The organism is Pseudoalteromonas sp. PAR1, from assembly GCF_947311895.1.
Lineage (GTDB): Bacteria > Pseudomonadota > Gammaproteobacteria > Enterobacterales > Alteromonadaceae > Pseudoalteromonas > Pseudoalteromonas lipolytica_C.
Genome location: NZ_CAMZMY010000014.1, coordinates 1 through 15,369, shown reverse-complemented (window position 1 = coordinate 15,369; position 15,369 = coordinate 1). Strand labels below are relative to the sequence as shown.

The following is a 15,369-nucleotide window of genomic DNA, read 5'->3' as shown; positions in this document are numbered from 1 at the left end:
TAAATTTAAGGATGAAAATTTAGGTAGTCCAAAAATCAAAAATCGTCTAGTATAATTATCCTTTGGCTTCTCTGTCGCAGTATTTGACATTACTTTCCTTAAATTTTTCACAAAAATAGTTCTATTCATTGCATCGAGTGCTTTTGCTCTCGAATATCAATTATGCAAGCGTTCTCTGCCCTGGCATTCGATTCAGATAAACCAGCCCTTACACCCTAACTTCCATCAAAAAAGGTTGGTAGTATTAGGGATTTTAAATATTTAAAAAACAACAAACCTCTATGAGCTTTATTAAATTCTTGTGTGAGGTATCCATTATGGCTCCATCAAACTATCCCAAAACTTTCCTAGCGACACAAGCTAATCCGACCAAAAAGCACTATGAGCCGTTCGTCTGATTTGTAGAGCTATATTCCTAACATAAAATGAATAAAACAGCCTCTTTTCGATCTTTTGATTCACAGATAAAACCGAATTAACCATTATTTTCAAACATATATTAACCATTTGAATATATTCAGGAGGTTAATATGAATAAACAATTTAAGTTCAACGATAAACAAATTGCATCACTTCCATCTAATCCCAGAAACTCAAAGTCAACCGAGTCTGAATACAGTGATACGCAGATTACAGGCCTGAAGTGCTTAGTCGGCAAATCAGGTAACAAACGCTTTTTATTTCGCTATACCTATCAGGGTAAAAAGCAAAGCATGGCGCTCGGTAAATTTGGTGATATCAACGTTGCTACAGCTAGAAAAGTCGCACAAAAGCACCGATTAACTTTATTAGAAGGCAAAAATCCAAAGTCTAGCAATGACAAACTATTGCACATGACTATGGGAGAGTTTTTTAAAGAACATTACCTACCCATGATTAAGAAACGAAAGAAAACATGGGTCGATGATCTTTACCGTTGGGACTCGATATTACACAAGCGTTTTGCACTCTTGGAATACAGAGACCTAACGACTATAGAGGTCCAGAAATTACACATTGAGTTAACTGAAACCCTCAATAAATATGGTAAAACCTATGCTCCAGCGACCTGTAATCAAGTTCTATTGCTTTTGAAGTCTATGACTCGCTATGCAAAAGAGCTTGGCGTAGTAGAGAAAGATGTATGTAAGCCAGTAAAGCTATACAAATTAAACAACGCAAGAACCCGCTTCCTAACTAAACACGAAATAAAGCGCCTATTAGCTGAATGTAAAAAATACTCAAATAAAACCATCTCTGGATTTATTGCGACTCTTGCATTAACAGGACTTAGACGCTCTGAAGTGTCGAATATTAAAGTAAAAGATATTGATATCAAAAATAGGATTATTTATATCCCTACCACCAAGACAGGTAAGCCTCGCACTGTACATATTACTGACCTCTTATTATCTTTTATTGCTGTAGTTCCGCTCAAAAGAAACAACCCTTACTTGTTTGCAAGTAAGGTCGCTGGTAAGCCATTGCGCTGTGTAAAAAAGACATTTAAAAAGTTACTAAAGCACGCAAACATCGATGATACAGATGTGTGTATTCATACCCTACGTCATTCTGTTGCATCAAACCTAGTTAGCTCAGGTGTCAGCTTGAGATTAGTACAAGAGCAATTGGCCCATGCATCAATTGTGAGCACGCAACGCTATGCCAAACTAACATCTGAATCACTTAAGCGCACAAGTGAACACTTATCTGACCTATTTGAATAGTAAAACCCTCACTATTTGGATTATCGACTCTGAAAAAGTCAATGCACAATCAATTATCAATTTAGCCCATTCCTTCTATTGGAATGGGCTTTTTATTGGAGAAAACCAATGCAATTATTCAATCGAATACCAAATGGAAATGAGTTATCACTTAAAGACGAAATCAGTGAGGAGCTTGTAAAACAACTCTACCTCCCCTTTTCAACTGAGCATGAAGCAAATGAGTTTTGGCAAACATGCTCAACAATTTTAGTCGTATTTACCCACCACGACGATATAGAACTCATTAAACACACCCTGAGTAAACAGTTCATAAGCGTTTTAAAAGAAGCGCTGGATAACCCTGAGTTTGTTGAAAAGCTTAATTATGACTTAAGTGTTTACTTACTTATTACTCAAGACAATGGAGGAGGTATTTATGTGGTTATTTCAGAACCCATCAAAGCTCACTTTCTTGCCTCTTATTAACGGGCTTATACATGTCATCTGTGATGGTGACAAACCCTATATAACCCGCTATCTCGCACAAACAACCCTAACTATGTTAATTACTTTATTAAGGAAACATTATGTCTACACAAGATAAAAAAGATGCTAAAACTAACTCTGACGTTTTTGAACAAAGTGAAGTTAGCATTGAAAAATCAGATGCAGCTGATCTCGATTACCACACAGTATTAGTCGGGCTCACGGGTAAGTTATCAACTAAATCAAATGGAACGATTGGATTTGAGCTTGCTAGAAATAAGCAAGATAAAGGACTTTACATTCGTGCCACCAGCAATAGTGATGCAGGACTATTCTCTAAAGAGTGGATAAGCATGGAAGCTATTTACACGTTGCTAGATAAGCACAAAGACGAACCTTTTAAATCCAGTATATTTAAGTCAGTAATAAACGGAGCTTCTAGTAACAACGCATCTTTCCTGGCGGCTATTTTAAGAGACAAAGATATCGCGTTGTTGGTACCTGCTGAAAAAGGAATTTATTCACATCAAGTAAATCCCCTCATCACTAATCAGCAAGATGCTTTAAACAAGTTAAAGCCGCTACCACAACCAACTGTGGCAAGCTAAGTAACACAACACCTCTGTCGTTAGCGCATACCAGCTTGCTTAACACCTACCCCTCAACTTTTTTCAATTAGAAGCACATTATGAACATAACCAAGCCGACTTACTTTACTGTAAGCGATGACTTGTTGGTGATTATTAGAAAAGTTGCCATCAATAGCATAAAGCCCACGGATAAGTGTATAAACCTTTCTTTTCAAGATACTAATTATTCTTATGAAAAAGGTGGGTTTCACCCCGTGTTTATTAACCTAGAAAAGGCAGAGGAGAATTGGCAACTCGTAACTTTCACGGACTGCCACGCAATAAACCATGCAAGTGAATTGCGACCAGATATAAACCTAAACTTTAATGAAGGTGAAGTTTATTTAGCCGGTTGCGGATTACTTAAAGGTGACACTGCACAGTCGTTATGTGACTTAAGCATCAGTAACTTTATCACTTATTTTAAAATGGATGTTTACACAACAACTGTCTACGCCAACTAGCCCAAGTATAGACAGTAACTAGGGCGCTTACTTTCTTCTAGTAAGCGCCCCTAACTCACCAAGCCAACGACGGCGTCAATCAATGTCAGTAGCTCTAAAAACCTCAAATCAATGGTAATCGAGTTACTAATCCGGTTGGCGCTATAAACTTCAATTTATGGATATTAAAATGATAGGTATTATTCATCAGTTAGATAAGTTTGAGAGAAAATGTGTCAAACCAGTTATAGGTAGTGTTGTCTACTGTGACTTATTCTCTAACTTAGCAAGTCACTCAGGCATATACATAGGTAGCAACCAGATTGTTCACCTAAACGGTAAGGGTCAAGTAGAAATGGTCAGTCCTGAAAGGTTCACAGCAGGCACTACGGCTTCAACGATAAATGTATCATGTTGTGGTAAAAAGCCCGTAGGGTCAAATATAGCGTCTAATAGAGCCAAAAAGAAGCTTAATACATCACGAAAATATAACTTGTTATTCGATAACTGCCATCAATTTGTGGCAGGGTGTTTGATTGGTGACTTTGACGGGAATGCGAATAACTTTTTATGGATACTTGAGATGACTATGGAGGAAAAGCTTAAATTTGATAATTGGCTGCCTTGGGGATTCTAGCAACAAAGATTTATTATATCTGTAAGCTTACACTAACTTTCCAAATACATTCTAATCTAAGATAGACAATCTCCTTGATCTAAGTATTAGCATACTCAAAAAACGACCTAGTCACTTTTTAAAAGGGAAGGAATAAGAGCTATAACTTTTAAAATATAGAAATCTGTTGTTAGCTTTGTTGGTAATATAGTTAACAACATGCCACACTCATTTGCTTAAATTAGCTTTGAAATCAAATGAGTGATTACTTTAAACACCAAGTAACAGTAACCTAATAAGGAGCAGTAGATGGGAAGAGAATGGGTTCCATTTTTAAAAGAAGAAATTGACGAGCTTTATCAGCTCCTAAAAAGCCGAGTTGGTGATGCTTATCCTGATGAGCTGCTATATAAACTTATAGACATCGTTGAAAGTGCCACATTCGTTGAGATTGACTTTGGAGAACTTATGCAGTGTCTTGAGGAGTGTCAATCAGGGTATAAAATACTAGAAAGCCAAGAGGCGCTTATTGACTACAAAGCTCAAAACCCAGGCACCATAAATTATATGCTGGCATACCGAGCCTACAATATACAAAACCCACAAAGCTCGATTGAAAATTTTGCCCTTTGGGCAGAAGACGTTGAGGGTCTTATTAGTGAGAAGGGGCTCTTAGTTCTCGCTTGCTCATTTACTGAAGGTGCGAGCAGTGATTTTTACTTGATTTCAAATAATAATAACTACTCTCAAATTATTGATAAAATATAAGAATAGATAAAGTTCGCCTTACATCCTGAGAAAACAACATTGAACCATGGATTAATACAACTTATTAATTTTAATAAAGAAAAGCATTTATACTTAAGATGACAATATAAATATTATTGATAACAACGTTCATCACTCTAATAATTTTTTATCAAATTTTCAAAATCTATCATATAACTAGAAGTACGACCCAGTTACTCTTTTTTTCTTAAGGAAAAGAGAAATGACCAACTTTCGATATATGTAGTAATTAGTTAACAATTTTGTTAGTAATAAAATTTAGCATCAGAGCAATATAAAACTAGCCGATTTACTCATAACTATGGAAATACAATGACCATTTTGACTACTACTCAACTTTCAGAAAAGCTGGCAGGCGGAGATTCTTATATTCGAACCAAGAACAATATCGTTAAAGGTTTAGCCATTACAACAAAGCTGAATCCCGAAGCACCTGAAATTATTGTTGTGGGTAATGGTGTAAATATTAAGAAAAGGGCCAGGTTATTTGTGGAACAGCAGGAATATGTACCTGTTTATCTAAAAAAGGCTGCCAATTCTTGGAAGTTCCTAGGCAAATATAAAGCTGATATATTTTCACAAGATCCAGAAGTTATTGAAAAACACCGCAAACACCGTACAGCAGAAACAGTTAGTGGGATACTGTTTCTTTCGGCAGAGGACAGTTATGAAGTAGAGGTAAATTCCAGCAGTTTCCCTGATCCACTGAGACGTAAAAAAGTAGAGCTTGCAGCTATTGAATATGTTATTGCCCACTATGAAAATCAAGGATACTCAATTTCAGATCGGCAAAGTGACAATTGTGGTTATGACTTGTTTGCAGAAAAGAATAAGGCGGTTGTAAAAATCGAAGTTAAAGGTACTTCACTTGATGAGCAGCGCTTTTTCCTTTCCAGAAATGAGCGTGCTAAGTCTGTTGATCCGCTATGGCGTTTAGCAATTGTTTCTAATGCTTTAGATACCCCAGAATTATCCATTTATAGCGCTGAAGAAATGGAAAAGGCTTTCAACTTCGAACCTTTATGTTGGGAATGTAGAATTTCACAAATATAGTAAATCAAGAAAAGTAAATAATTGTCCCTTATATTGTCAGGCTACTCGAGAAAACATTAAACAGAGCCGTCTTTTGGCTCTCAAATGTTTTTGCCTAAAAATGAATCTGAACGAGCACGACAAAAGGCTATAAAATTACTGGCATGCTTTAATTACAAAACTATTTTCTAATCCTTGCGAAGCTTCTATTCGCTTATTTCTTTCACATTCCCAACTATATACGCGCAAAATCAGCTTTTTAAAGCTTGAACATTTCTTTATTAAATGCAAAGAACACTCTATTTTCAGGAAGTTCATCATTAGAAAAACGTTTCCAGCACGCTCTTGCAAGCCTGCGTTTTTCTTGACCTCTCCTTTTGCTTAGGTTTGGCTCATGCATAAACACAATAAGCCTACAGTCCCTTTTTTTCACTTGTTCCGCTATCAACTTCCACCAAGTTTCATCGGTTTCACCAATAGAAGAGCCAAAAATACATATTAAATTAGCACTATTTAATCGGCGTATACAATCTTGGTCAATCGCATGACCACTTACACGGTTGCACAAGGGTTTAACAATAGACTCTTGCACATCTAGCTCTGTTTTTAAATTCTCATTCAGAACCTGATTAATATTGTCTACTCCTAAAACCATATTTTCTTCTACAGTTCCATGTAAGTGAAGTATTTGTTGTATATTTAACTTTTCAGTTGGAGCTGAAGAAGACATATCAACAGGGATATTAGAATACCTAGCTTTACCTTTACTCAAGTCTAATATTGACTCAATAATATCCGTATAATTAAGTGTGATTATAGTTACATCTCTAATATTTTTTTGTGCTTTAAAATAACTATTTATCGCTCTGTAATTTGCAGTGTCCAAATATTTTTCAGGTGAATAAAGGTCTTTAATAAATTTATTTTTATCTATTTTGTGAAGATATTTTTTTGAAAAATCATCTTGAATTAATGTTAAGTAGTTAGCAAGTTCATCAATCAGATCTCTGTGTATTTCCTCAAAACATGCTGAGGAGCCAAGCTTTTCCGTATACTTACCTAGGTTAACTTCCAGATCGACCCAATCTAAGTAGTTTTCATCTATTTCTCTCTTGAACTCGAATATCTTAGGTGAATCATTTTTAACTTTTTTATAGAATTCTAAAAAGTCTTGATAACTAGTTTTCAAATTAAGATTTAAATCAAACCCATTACCTATAAAGTACACAACATTCATACTATCGTCATACATCCAATTAAATTAATTAACCTTACACCCCAATTCATATTAACAAGGCTCTTGTTTCTTAATACAAAGACAAGCTCCATAAGTCCATGAACTTGCTTTTATTAATTATCAGGTAGCTTTAATAACAATTTCTTTGGTAGTACCTTAGCTCTCATGTAGCTGTATTCCCCCTAAACGAGTGTCATACTTACCAATAGACATCAAAAGCTCACGAGAGATATAAGATTCTCTGTGCTTAAAGTCTGCGAGCTTTGTCACCAACGTTAATTCAGATCTATACTGCTTTTCAAACTTACTGATTATATAATCATAAGTATTTATATTATTGTGCTCTAGTTCAACTCTTAAGCTTTTCCCAGAGTTTGAATTTATTGCCTACTGCAAAAATCGATAAATGTCGCCAACTGTTTTAAAGCTATCTAGCCACGTCTTATGGCTTTTAATTACATTCTTTGTTTTGGTAGTTACATCAGGTGAGTTTAACGCCTTATCATAGATACTATTCTGTATGAGTTTTTTTGCGTCTTTAAACATCAATTTCCTTAAGATTTTAATCTACATAATTGTTACCCAAAGCAAGTTAAAACTACACCATATCAGTTTTATTTTGTAATTTACTCACTACTAATTTGACGGAAAGCTCAAAATTACAAAATAAAACTGCTATTTAACTATTGATTAAATGCTTAGCTTACATCTTCCAATGTAACTATAACCAAAAGAAAATTTAAGAAAAAATAAAATTCCCGAATATTTCAAATTGATAAATATAATTAGGTTTAAAAATTCAAATGTAGAATTTTTTGCGGGAAATGCGGGAAATGCGGGAGGTAGTTTGAAACAAGAAACTCTGAGAGAGTATTAAAAATATGGTTTGCTCACAAGGAATATAGTATCTAGCACTAATCATTCAACCAACAGAGCAAACCTACCAAAAATCTTACACTATGGAAACCAATAACATCTTATTACTCCATTGATTGCTTTTGATCTCAGCATTTTTTTATTCCTACATGAAGAGCCAATATTTTTCCTTGAAGAATTTGATAATATCGAAGATATGCTACTCTCAGCGAAATTAGCTCCATCATGCTTCGTAATCCCATACACTCTAACCCAATTTTTGACATCCTTAGTCGTGAACACCCTGGGTAATGCACCATCTCTTACAGCTTTTCTTATTTGATTAATTAAGTAACTTTTACAACTCACTTTAGCCCCAAAATGATTAAATCTAACAGTTAAGCTTGATCTTATCTCTCATAGTTAATTACTCTTCTCCATCATATGTGAGTAAAACCAAGTTGGAATAGAGCAAGCCGATACATAAAAACTTCGCCTGTTTCATTAGTTATTGTCAGCTTCGATATTAATCAAACTCTAACGATATAATTTCACGGGCAATACAAAAGAAGGTCTCTCTCCTATGATTGTGGCTATTGGCGCCTCTAACATTAGCTTGCTTTGGTAAATGTTCTGTTGTTCTTAGGGTGTTTCTCCCAGGTTCATTTTTGAGAAAATTCTTATCTACTAAAAGTTGAATAACTTCGGATTCATTGGCAGAGCTAAGCCAACGCTTAAAGGTCTCTGGATAAATGTAATAATGAGTATCACTAATATACCCATAATGTTTATTAGGCACTGAGGTCGATTTGACTCGAATAAAATTACCTTGCTCAGATTGTAACTTTTGTTTTATGAGCTTTAAGGCAATCTCTGCATCACTCAGCCTATTTGGCTCATAGCTGTAGTAACGTTCATATACAAATGAAATAGCATCCATAATTCTCTCCTTGCTCCACAGTAATACACCAAACTCATTTGCTAACTGACCTGCAACTACGAATAAAGCAAATCGTTTAAGAACTCGCGACTCAATCGAGCCATTATTCGGGAACATAACCTTCATTTCAGCTAAGGTAGATTCAAATCGTTCTCTAACATCTTCTCTTAGTTCACTATATGTTGATTTATGATTGAGAAGCGCTGTGATAAAACTTGTGAATAAAATTCCACTATTTTCATTAATAGCATCATCAAATGCTTTCGAAGCCATTTCTGAATCAGGAAATAATGCTGGATAATTAAGATCACTGCTATTTATAGGTATCCCAGGCATCCTAACCGATTTACCTTGGCCTAAAGAAGACCCACCTCTTCGCATGATTAACTCTTGCGCAGAAAGCTCACCACTAGATAAAAGCATGAAGCTAACAGGCTTTGAAACGGCTGACGATTCAAGCTCTGAATTCATTCTCTCCTTAAAAGCACCACCGGCAAGACTATAAACATCTTCCCCAAAGTTATTAGATACATACTTACCAAGTTCGTCTAAAATTAATAATCCATTATTGTAAAGATTGAACTTAGCCTCTATACCGTTCCTCGTTGCTCCCCAACTCAACATATAACAACCATCTTGAGAGCCTTGATCAGGTGCAGCAGATGACCCTATAACTGATGCAGCTATTTTTAGTAGTATCGTTTTACCAACACCAGATGGACCAAAGAAATGAAAGCCTCCCCCATCAATGTTTACAAACTCAACAAGACAGCCTGATAATGCGATTAATACAGTAACAACGACAAAATATGGTGCTAGCTTATTAAGGATGATATTGTAATAAGCCTCTTTACATCCTTTCGGTTCAAATGCCGAATCTAATGTTCCTGGTAGTTCGAAGGGCAAAGCTTTACACCCCTTTGCTTGTTCATCATTTATAAAAACACGACGACCTAAGACATATATAAGAGAATTATCAATAAAACCATTTCGTATTGGCTTTATATATTTCACCAGCAAACTCTCTGAATTAATCCACTTAGCGGCATAATCTATTAACTTCCTTGCCTCTTTACTCTCTATAGCAACACCTTGCTTTAACAATTCTGTTTGCATTGTTCTTAAAAGCTTATTGATAAGGTCCAGGTTTAACGGAAATTCTTTTTCATTCAATGCTAATCGAATCCCTACAAGTAGGCCATCAGGTGTAGCAATTAAACCTTCAGGAATGATTGCTCCAGCAGAAATTTTCAGAACTAAATCATTCTTATAAAACTCAATTAACTTATCATCATCAATATCCATCATTCGCCCTCAACCTGATTTAAAGACTGTTGTTCATACTTAATCACTTCATCTAGCGGAAATCGAATTAACCGCCCAATTTTTATGTAATTAGGTAACATCTCAGGATGTAAAGCTTTAGCTTTATCAACCCATGATTTAGATACACGCCACCTAAGTGCTAACTCTTCTATCGTTAAAAATTTAATACTATTTTCTTTTGCCATTTAATTTCCTATTTCATTTTTAATTCGATAATCAAAGAATATAAGAGTGAGTAAAATGAATGTTGCAAAACAAAAATTTCCTAGATTTTTAATTCATGTGTGTATGGCTTGTTTACCTTGTGAAAGAACTAACCGCCTCTTGTGAAGCAGTAGCTAGCGACTCCATATCGGCGTATAGATACCGGCTAGTTGTTTTTATGTCCTTGTGATTTAGTAGCTTTTGTGCCAAAAAGACATTGTCATACGCAACAATTGTTGCAAACACTGCGCGGCAATGATGAAAGGTGAACTCATCAAGGCTTAGATCAGTTTTTAATTTAACTAAAAAACGCCTTGGAGGTGCCATTGGTTTGGTAATGGAGTTTAATGATGGAAATAAATACTCATTCCAGGTAAAAGCCATTAAATCATTAACAACTTGCATTGCTTTATCGTTAATAGGAATTTGATAAGGGTGGCCTGATTTAGTTTTTGAGATAGTGACTTTTTTCTCATTTAAATCAATATTAACCTTTTTTAATTGAAGTAACTCCCCACGACGGCAACCTGTATACATCAAAAGTAATATAAAACGACTCGCTAAAAAATGTTCTTCAGAGCATAACTTGCAGTAATCAATAATACGCTTTATTTGTGCCCTGTTTGGTAAGGTTTTGGTATTTTGGTTATGCTCAGGAAGCTTTTTAATTTGCTTAACTGGGTTCTTGCTTTCGAGAATTTGTCCCTCTTGTATTGCGAACTTAAATAGCGAAGCTATTGCAGATAAATCTCGATTAACAGTAGCTGGCGATACTTTTTTTTGTCTAGCCATTAGTACCGAATTGATATCATTGCGAGTGATTTCAGCAAGCCGTTTACTTCCAAGTACAGGTAGGAATACATTTTTTAATTTATCAATGTAATCTGAACTGCTACGAATACTCTTTGCTATATGTGGTACATAACACTTTTGATAAAAGTATGAAAACTGCTTGCTTTGACGAACACATTCATAAGTACCTAACTGTACATCTAGCTTAAACTTGGCCGCAATTTTTCTAGCTGTTGATATGTTTAAATGTGGAAATGTTCCAAGCCGTTCATAGTACCGTTGTCTCTTCCAAAAAACACGTGCAATTAATGTTGTTTTAGCTTGCGATTTTATAACCCTCAAGCTCGGCTCAACTAAATCAACATATTCTTTATTGGGATTTGATTCTAGACTTTCGATTAATGATTTTGTTAGATTAATTCTGTGCTTCATGTTTAGCTCTTTCAACTATTAAAAAAGCATTCAACCTCAAAACTATCGTCAATAATTCGAAAATAGGAATTTCCTAGATGAGCTCAGAAACCAATCCACTTGATGTGCATTTAAACTTACTGCTAACGGATAAAATAACTAAAAGTCATAAAAACTTAATAGGGCAGTTACTCAACATTAATAGTTTAATCAATAGCGATCAGAGCATTGAGATAGAAAATAAAATTGTTAATGCAGGCAACACTGAATTACAACGATTATTAAGAGAAGTTAGCAAGGGAAAAAAGCTAGCTGATGCCTCTATAGATAATCTAAACTTTGATGAACTTCTAAAATTAATTAGCCATTATAGGCTTAAACCTAGCATCAACTCCCAAAAAATTGAAAACACTTGGAAACTTAACTCTACCTATTCTTGCGACAAACAGTCAACTTACTATGACTACATAAGCGATTTTCAGAAGTTCGTAACATTTGTAGATAAAGTATTCCCCCCAAAAAGAGAAGAAAATGATAAATGTCCCCAAGAATGTGTAGTGTCAATAATACTCCCACATTCTCAAAAAATACGGTCAAAGAAAGATAACATCAGAAATGGGGCCTGGCAGCATATTACAATCAACCAAGGTGAATTAGGCCATTCTCTTTTCCCATTAATTTGGGATGTTTTACTCCGCAGCTTACATCTACCTGAACAAGGAAGGCGCAATGTACTAGCAGACTTATTTGATCCACAAAAAATTAATGCAACAGATTATAAATTAATAAACATCTCAGAATCACATAGAGAAAACTCTAATAATCTCAACATACACACAGAAGTTAGCTTTAACGACTTCACAAGTAATGATGCAACACATCTTATTGCGAACTACAAGTTTGATATGAGGAAATACAAAAGCTTTTCATTACTTAAAGTTAAAAAGGCACAAAACACACAAGGTAAGCGAGAGGTCAAATATGATATTAAAGCAATCCGACAAACACTTGGGTATTTACTATGTCAAACATCTGGCTCTATTATCACAATAAAATTAAATAATAAATGTGACACCCGTTCAAGTTTGATAACCCCTTTTTGGTGGAATGAAACAATAAAAGCTCTTAGAATTGAAAACAACCCTGAAGCCAAAAGCTATACCAAGCCAGATTTCTCATTTATTGACTTCAATAAGTATGCCCAGCTTTCCAGTGAAAAGGTCACTGAGTCTAGAAAACGTCTAGAAAAGTTTTTTAACGGCAAGGACACTGCATCAGAACGAAAAAAAGCGTTTGAATCATTAATAAATAGTGATGGATTTAATAAGCCTAATTTACCTTCATTGTTATACCCAGGCATTTTTTAAATAAGAAAATTAGGAACCTATCATTATATTTAAATCTATTTTGCAACATTAAGAGACCACATACTCAGTCGTTACCACCTCGTAAGGTTAAAACCCGGTGAAGATGAGAGAAACTTCAGCCGCACGATCATGAATGGATATAAAATTAACATTGTTTATATTAGTGAAAAATAGACGCTCACTTTGCTTCGCTTACTGAAGGGTATGGAAGTAACTGTGAGTGTTGGAGTACCATTAAATCTAACCATTTACTGATAAATACTTTTCTTTTTTATTTTTTTACTCGACAATCATACTAGATGTAGAAAGATACAATAGTAAGTATCGGATTGTGATTCCGGTTGTCGTGGGTTCAAGCCCCATCAGTCGCCCCACTTCTCCCCCTTAGTAAATCCCTATATTTCACTGATATTTTCTATTTTAATTTCAAGATTTAGTGTTATCTTCATCGACTGATTTCAATTCTAAAAGCTGTCAGCTTTGGCTGTTCGGGGTTGTTTGTGGTTCAATATTTCTTTTGCACAAAGAGAAGTGAATGAGAAGAAAATGAGGAAGTAATAATAATGCTTTTTTGTTTTCCTCTAAGCGAAGTGCCCTCTTATCCTCTTTGTGAACATTTGGTTTTCTCTGTGAAGCGCGCAGCGCCTCTATGTACTCTGTGGTTCAATTAATTTACGCACAAAGAGAAATGAATGAGGAAACCACAATATTACTTTCTCTTAAGCGAAGCGTCTCATAATCTCTTTGTGATAATTTGGTTTCTCTGTGTAGCGCGGCTCTTAAACTGCAGGCAAAAAAATGCCACCTTTCGGTGGCATTACACACGGGATTATTTCTATTTACTAGAAATGCTTTTCAAAGTTCAAGGCTGTGCACTTTACACCTAACCTCAACCCCATAATTACTTCCAACTTTTCATCTTGTGACCTTTAACAGCATAGAAAAGTATGAATAAATAACAAGGCAACATTACAATATAAGCCATTTGTTGTGCTTCTGCGCTTTTTACGCCGCCACTTGCCAAACCCCAAAATAACGGGCCGAATGCGCCACCAGCTATGCCCATTATAAGTAGACCTGAGCCTACACTAGTTAGCTTACCTAAACCAGATAATGCTAGCGGCCAAACTGCAGGCCATACAATGGCGTTAGCAAAGCCTAGCACAGCAATGAGCAATAGTGTATCAGGCAGTACCGATTTTAGGCTAAACAGTGTTGATATAAATACAGTTTCATTATTACCAGTAACTATCGCTAGAGTTAACACACAACCTAATACAGCAGAAATAGTCAACGCTGCTTGCTGTGATAACACGCGTGGGATAAGTAACACCCCTAAAAAGTAACCTAGCACCATACAACCCATAGTGTATGACGTCATTACACTATATTTTTCAACACCTAATGACAACGCAAAGCTACCAATCGTATCACCGGCAATTACTTCAACGGCCACATAAACAAAAAGTGCCACAATGCCTAATGCAAGACTTGGATGGCTCAGCGCTTCTTTTACTTGCCCCGGTTTTTGTTCATCAGAATCATCGATCAACTCTGGCAATGGCATTTTAGTAACCGCAAAACCAAGTATACCAATAAAAATTGCCATCCCTAAATACGGTAATATTAAACCATTTGCCATAGCATCAATATCAGTTTGGCTAAGCTCTTTACCTACAAAGCCTTTAAAATCGCTGAGTATCAGTGCGGTAAACACGATTGGTGCTACAACACCGGCTGTTTTATTTAATATACCCATAATACTAACGCGAGCCGCGGCTGATTCTTCTGGGCCAATTCTTACGACGTATGGGTTAACCGCTGTTTGTAGCAATGTTTGCCCTGCCCCCATCACAAGCTGTGCAAATAAAAATAGTGCAAACACCTGCGTTTTTGCAGCAGGAATAAATAGTAAACCAGCCACCATCATGGTCGCCATACCTAGCGCCATACCATTTTTATAGCCTACCTTTCTGATGATCATTGCTGAAGGTAGAGCCGTAAAAGTCACGGCGATATAAAACGAGAAAATAATCAGCGATGCCTGAAACGGTGAAAGCTGCAAAACTTGCTGTAAAAACGGCATCAATGAGCCATTTAACCACGTAGCAAAACCCAGTATAAAAAACAGCGTGGCCACAATCGCCATAGGCACAATACTGCTCTGTTTATTCGTTTCTGACATAACATTTCCCACTCACAGCACACAGCGATTCTGCAATACTGTTCATTCAGATGATTATATAAAAGAGATATTAAATATTTATAACACTATCGCAACAAAAATGACAGCGCTGACATACTTATTTAGATACCGTAGCCATGAAATTTATTTCGCTCGAAGGTTTATTCACAAAGAGAAGTGAATGAGAAGATAATGAGAAAGCCAAAACATTACTTTCTCTTAAGCGTAGCGCTCTCTTATCCTCTTTGTGATCATTTGGTTTTCTCTGTGTAGCGCGCAGCGCCTCTGTGCACTTATATGGACTCCCCGTTTTTTGTCAACGGAGTATTTATTAAATAAAGATTAGATGCTGGCTTATATACGGACTCT

At 35.7% G+C, this 15,369-nt stretch carries 13 protein-coding genes; 8 read left to right on the top strand and 5 right to left on the bottom strand.

What is annotated here, in order from left to right:
- Positions 1–530: 530 nt before the first annotated feature.
- The 7 genes from QL229_RS12705 (at position 531) to QL229_RS12675 (ending at position 5,704) form a co-directional block, all read left to right on the top strand.
- Positions 531–1,706 (top strand): site-specific integrase, encoded by a 1,176-nt coding sequence (locus QL229_RS12705; RefSeq protein ID WP_281546972.1) that lies wholly within the window; start codon positions 531–533, stop codon positions 1,704–1,706.
- Between the two features lie 108 nt (positions 1,707–1,814).
- On the top strand, positions 1,815–2,174 hold the full coding sequence (locus QL229_RS12700; protein ID WP_281546971.1) for a hypothetical protein: 360 nt from the start codon (positions 1,815–1,817) through the stop codon (positions 2,172–2,174).
- 101 nt (positions 2,175–2,275) lie between these two features.
- On the top strand, positions 2,276–2,782 hold the full coding sequence (locus QL229_RS12695) for a hypothetical protein (protein ID WP_281546970.1): 507 nt from the start codon (positions 2,276–2,278) through the stop codon (positions 2,780–2,782).
- An 80-nt stretch (positions 2,783–2,862) separates the two neighbouring features.
- The gene (locus QL229_RS12690; RefSeq protein WP_281546969.1) at positions 2,863–3,267 is read left to right on the top strand and encodes a DUF2787 family protein; all 405 of its coding nucleotides are present in this window, start codon (positions 2,863–2,865) and stop codon (positions 3,265–3,267) included.
- A 169-nt stretch (positions 3,268–3,436) separates the two neighbouring features.
- Positions 3,437–3,883 (top strand): hypothetical protein, encoded by a 447-nt coding sequence (locus tag QL229_RS12685; protein WP_281546968.1) that lies wholly within the window; start codon positions 3,437–3,439, stop codon positions 3,881–3,883.
- A 288-nt stretch (positions 3,884–4,171) separates the two neighbouring features.
- Positions 4,172–4,630, top strand: a complete 459-nt coding sequence (locus tag QL229_RS12680) for a hypothetical protein (protein ID WP_281546967.1) — start codon at positions 4,172–4,174, stop codon at positions 4,628–4,630.
- 333 nt (positions 4,631–4,963) lie between these two features.
- Entirely contained in the window at positions 4,964–5,704 is a 741-nt protein-coding gene (locus QL229_RS12675; RefSeq protein WP_281546966.1) for a DUF3883 domain-containing protein, read from the top strand.
- Positions 5,705–5,942: 238 nt separating this feature from the next.
- On the opposite strand, the gene QL229_RS12670 is transcribed toward QL229_RS12675, so the two are convergent.
- The 4 genes from QL229_RS12670 to QL229_RS12655 all read right to left on the bottom strand — a co-directional run bounded on the left by QL229_RS12670 (position 5,943) and on the right by QL229_RS12655 (position 11,469).
- A complete protein-coding gene (locus QL229_RS12670) occupies positions 5,943–6,920 on the bottom strand; it encodes an AbiH family protein (RefSeq protein ID WP_281546965.1) in 978 nt (325 codons plus the stop codon).
- A gap of 1,381 nt (positions 6,921–8,301) precedes the next feature.
- Positions 8,302–10,023: a DUF927 domain-containing protein gene (locus QL229_RS12665; RefSeq protein ID WP_281546964.1), complete on the bottom strand. Its 1,722-nt coding sequence runs from the start codon at positions 10,021–10,023 to the stop codon at positions 8,302–8,304.
- Complete coding sequence (locus QL229_RS12660; RefSeq protein WP_281546963.1) at positions 10,020–10,226, bottom strand: hypothetical protein; 207 nt, start codon at positions 10,224–10,226, stop codon at positions 10,020–10,022. Before QL229_RS12660 ends, QL229_RS12665 begins: the two co-directional genes overlap by 4 nt.
- Before the next feature lie 112 nt (positions 10,227–10,338).
- Positions 10,339–11,469 (bottom strand): tyrosine-type recombinase/integrase, encoded by a 1,131-nt coding sequence (locus QL229_RS12655; RefSeq protein WP_281546962.1) that lies wholly within the window; start codon positions 11,467–11,469, stop codon positions 10,339–10,341.
- 77 nt (positions 11,470–11,546) lie between these two features.
- Here QL229_RS12655 and QL229_RS12650 point away from each other — a divergent pair, with 77 nt between their 5' ends.
- The gene (locus QL229_RS12650; protein WP_281546961.1) at positions 11,547–12,815 is read left to right on the top strand and encodes a hypothetical protein; all 1,269 of its coding nucleotides are present in this window, start codon (positions 11,547–11,549) and stop codon (positions 12,813–12,815) included.
- 901 nt (positions 12,816–13,716) lie between these two features.
- Here QL229_RS12650 and QL229_RS12645 read toward each other — a convergent pair.
- Entirely contained in the window at positions 13,717–15,000 is a 1,284-nt protein-coding gene (locus QL229_RS12645; RefSeq protein WP_281546960.1) for a sugar MFS transporter, read from the bottom strand.
- Between the last annotated feature and the right edge of the window lie 369 nt (positions 15,001–15,369).

Bases quoted from the DNA above. Each gene is read 5' to 3' on its own strand.
- QL229_RS12660 (WP_281546963.1), bottom strand. From the start codon at position 10,226: ATGGCAAAAGAAAATAGTATTAAATTTTTAACGATAGAAGAGTTAGCA.
- QL229_RS12690 (WP_281546969.1), top strand. From the start codon at position 2,863: ATGAACATAACCAAGCCGACTTACTTTACTGTAAGCGATGACTTGTTG.
- QL229_RS12680 (WP_281546967.1), top strand. From the start codon at position 4,172: ATGGGAAGAGAATGGGTTCCATTTTTAAAAGAAGAAATTGACGAGCTT.
- QL229_RS12700 (WP_281546971.1), top strand. From the start codon at position 1,815: ATGCAATTATTCAATCGAATACCAAATGGAAATGAGTTATCACTTAAA.
- QL229_RS12705 (WP_281546972.1), top strand. From the start codon at position 531: ATGAATAAACAATTTAAGTTCAACGATAAACAAATTGCATCACTTCCA.
- QL229_RS12675 (WP_281546966.1), top strand. From the start codon at position 4,964: ATGACCATTTTGACTACTACTCAACTTTCAGAAAAGCTGGCAGGCGGA.
- QL229_RS12670 (WP_281546965.1), bottom strand. From the start codon at position 6,920: ATGAATGTTGTGTACTTTATAGGTAATGGGTTTGATTTAAATCTTAAT.
- QL229_RS12650 (WP_281546961.1), top strand. From the start codon at position 11,547: ATGAGCTCAGAAACCAATCCACTTGATGTGCATTTAAACTTACTGCTA.
- QL229_RS12695 (WP_281546970.1), top strand. From the start codon at position 2,276: ATGTCTACACAAGATAAAAAAGATGCTAAAACTAACTCTGACGTTTTT.
- QL229_RS12665 (WP_281546964.1), bottom strand. From the start codon at position 10,023: ATGATGGATATTGATGATGATAAGTTAATTGAGTTTTATAAGAATGAT.
- QL229_RS12685 (WP_281546968.1), top strand. From the start codon at position 3,437: ATGATAGGTATTATTCATCAGTTAGATAAGTTTGAGAGAAAATGTGTC.
- QL229_RS12655 (WP_281546962.1), bottom strand. From the start codon at position 11,469: ATGAAGCACAGAATTAATCTAACAAAATCATTAATCGAAAGTCTAGAA.
- QL229_RS12645 (WP_281546960.1), bottom strand. From the start codon at position 15,000: ATGTCAGAAACGAATAAACAGAGCAGTATTGTGCCTATGGCGATTGTG.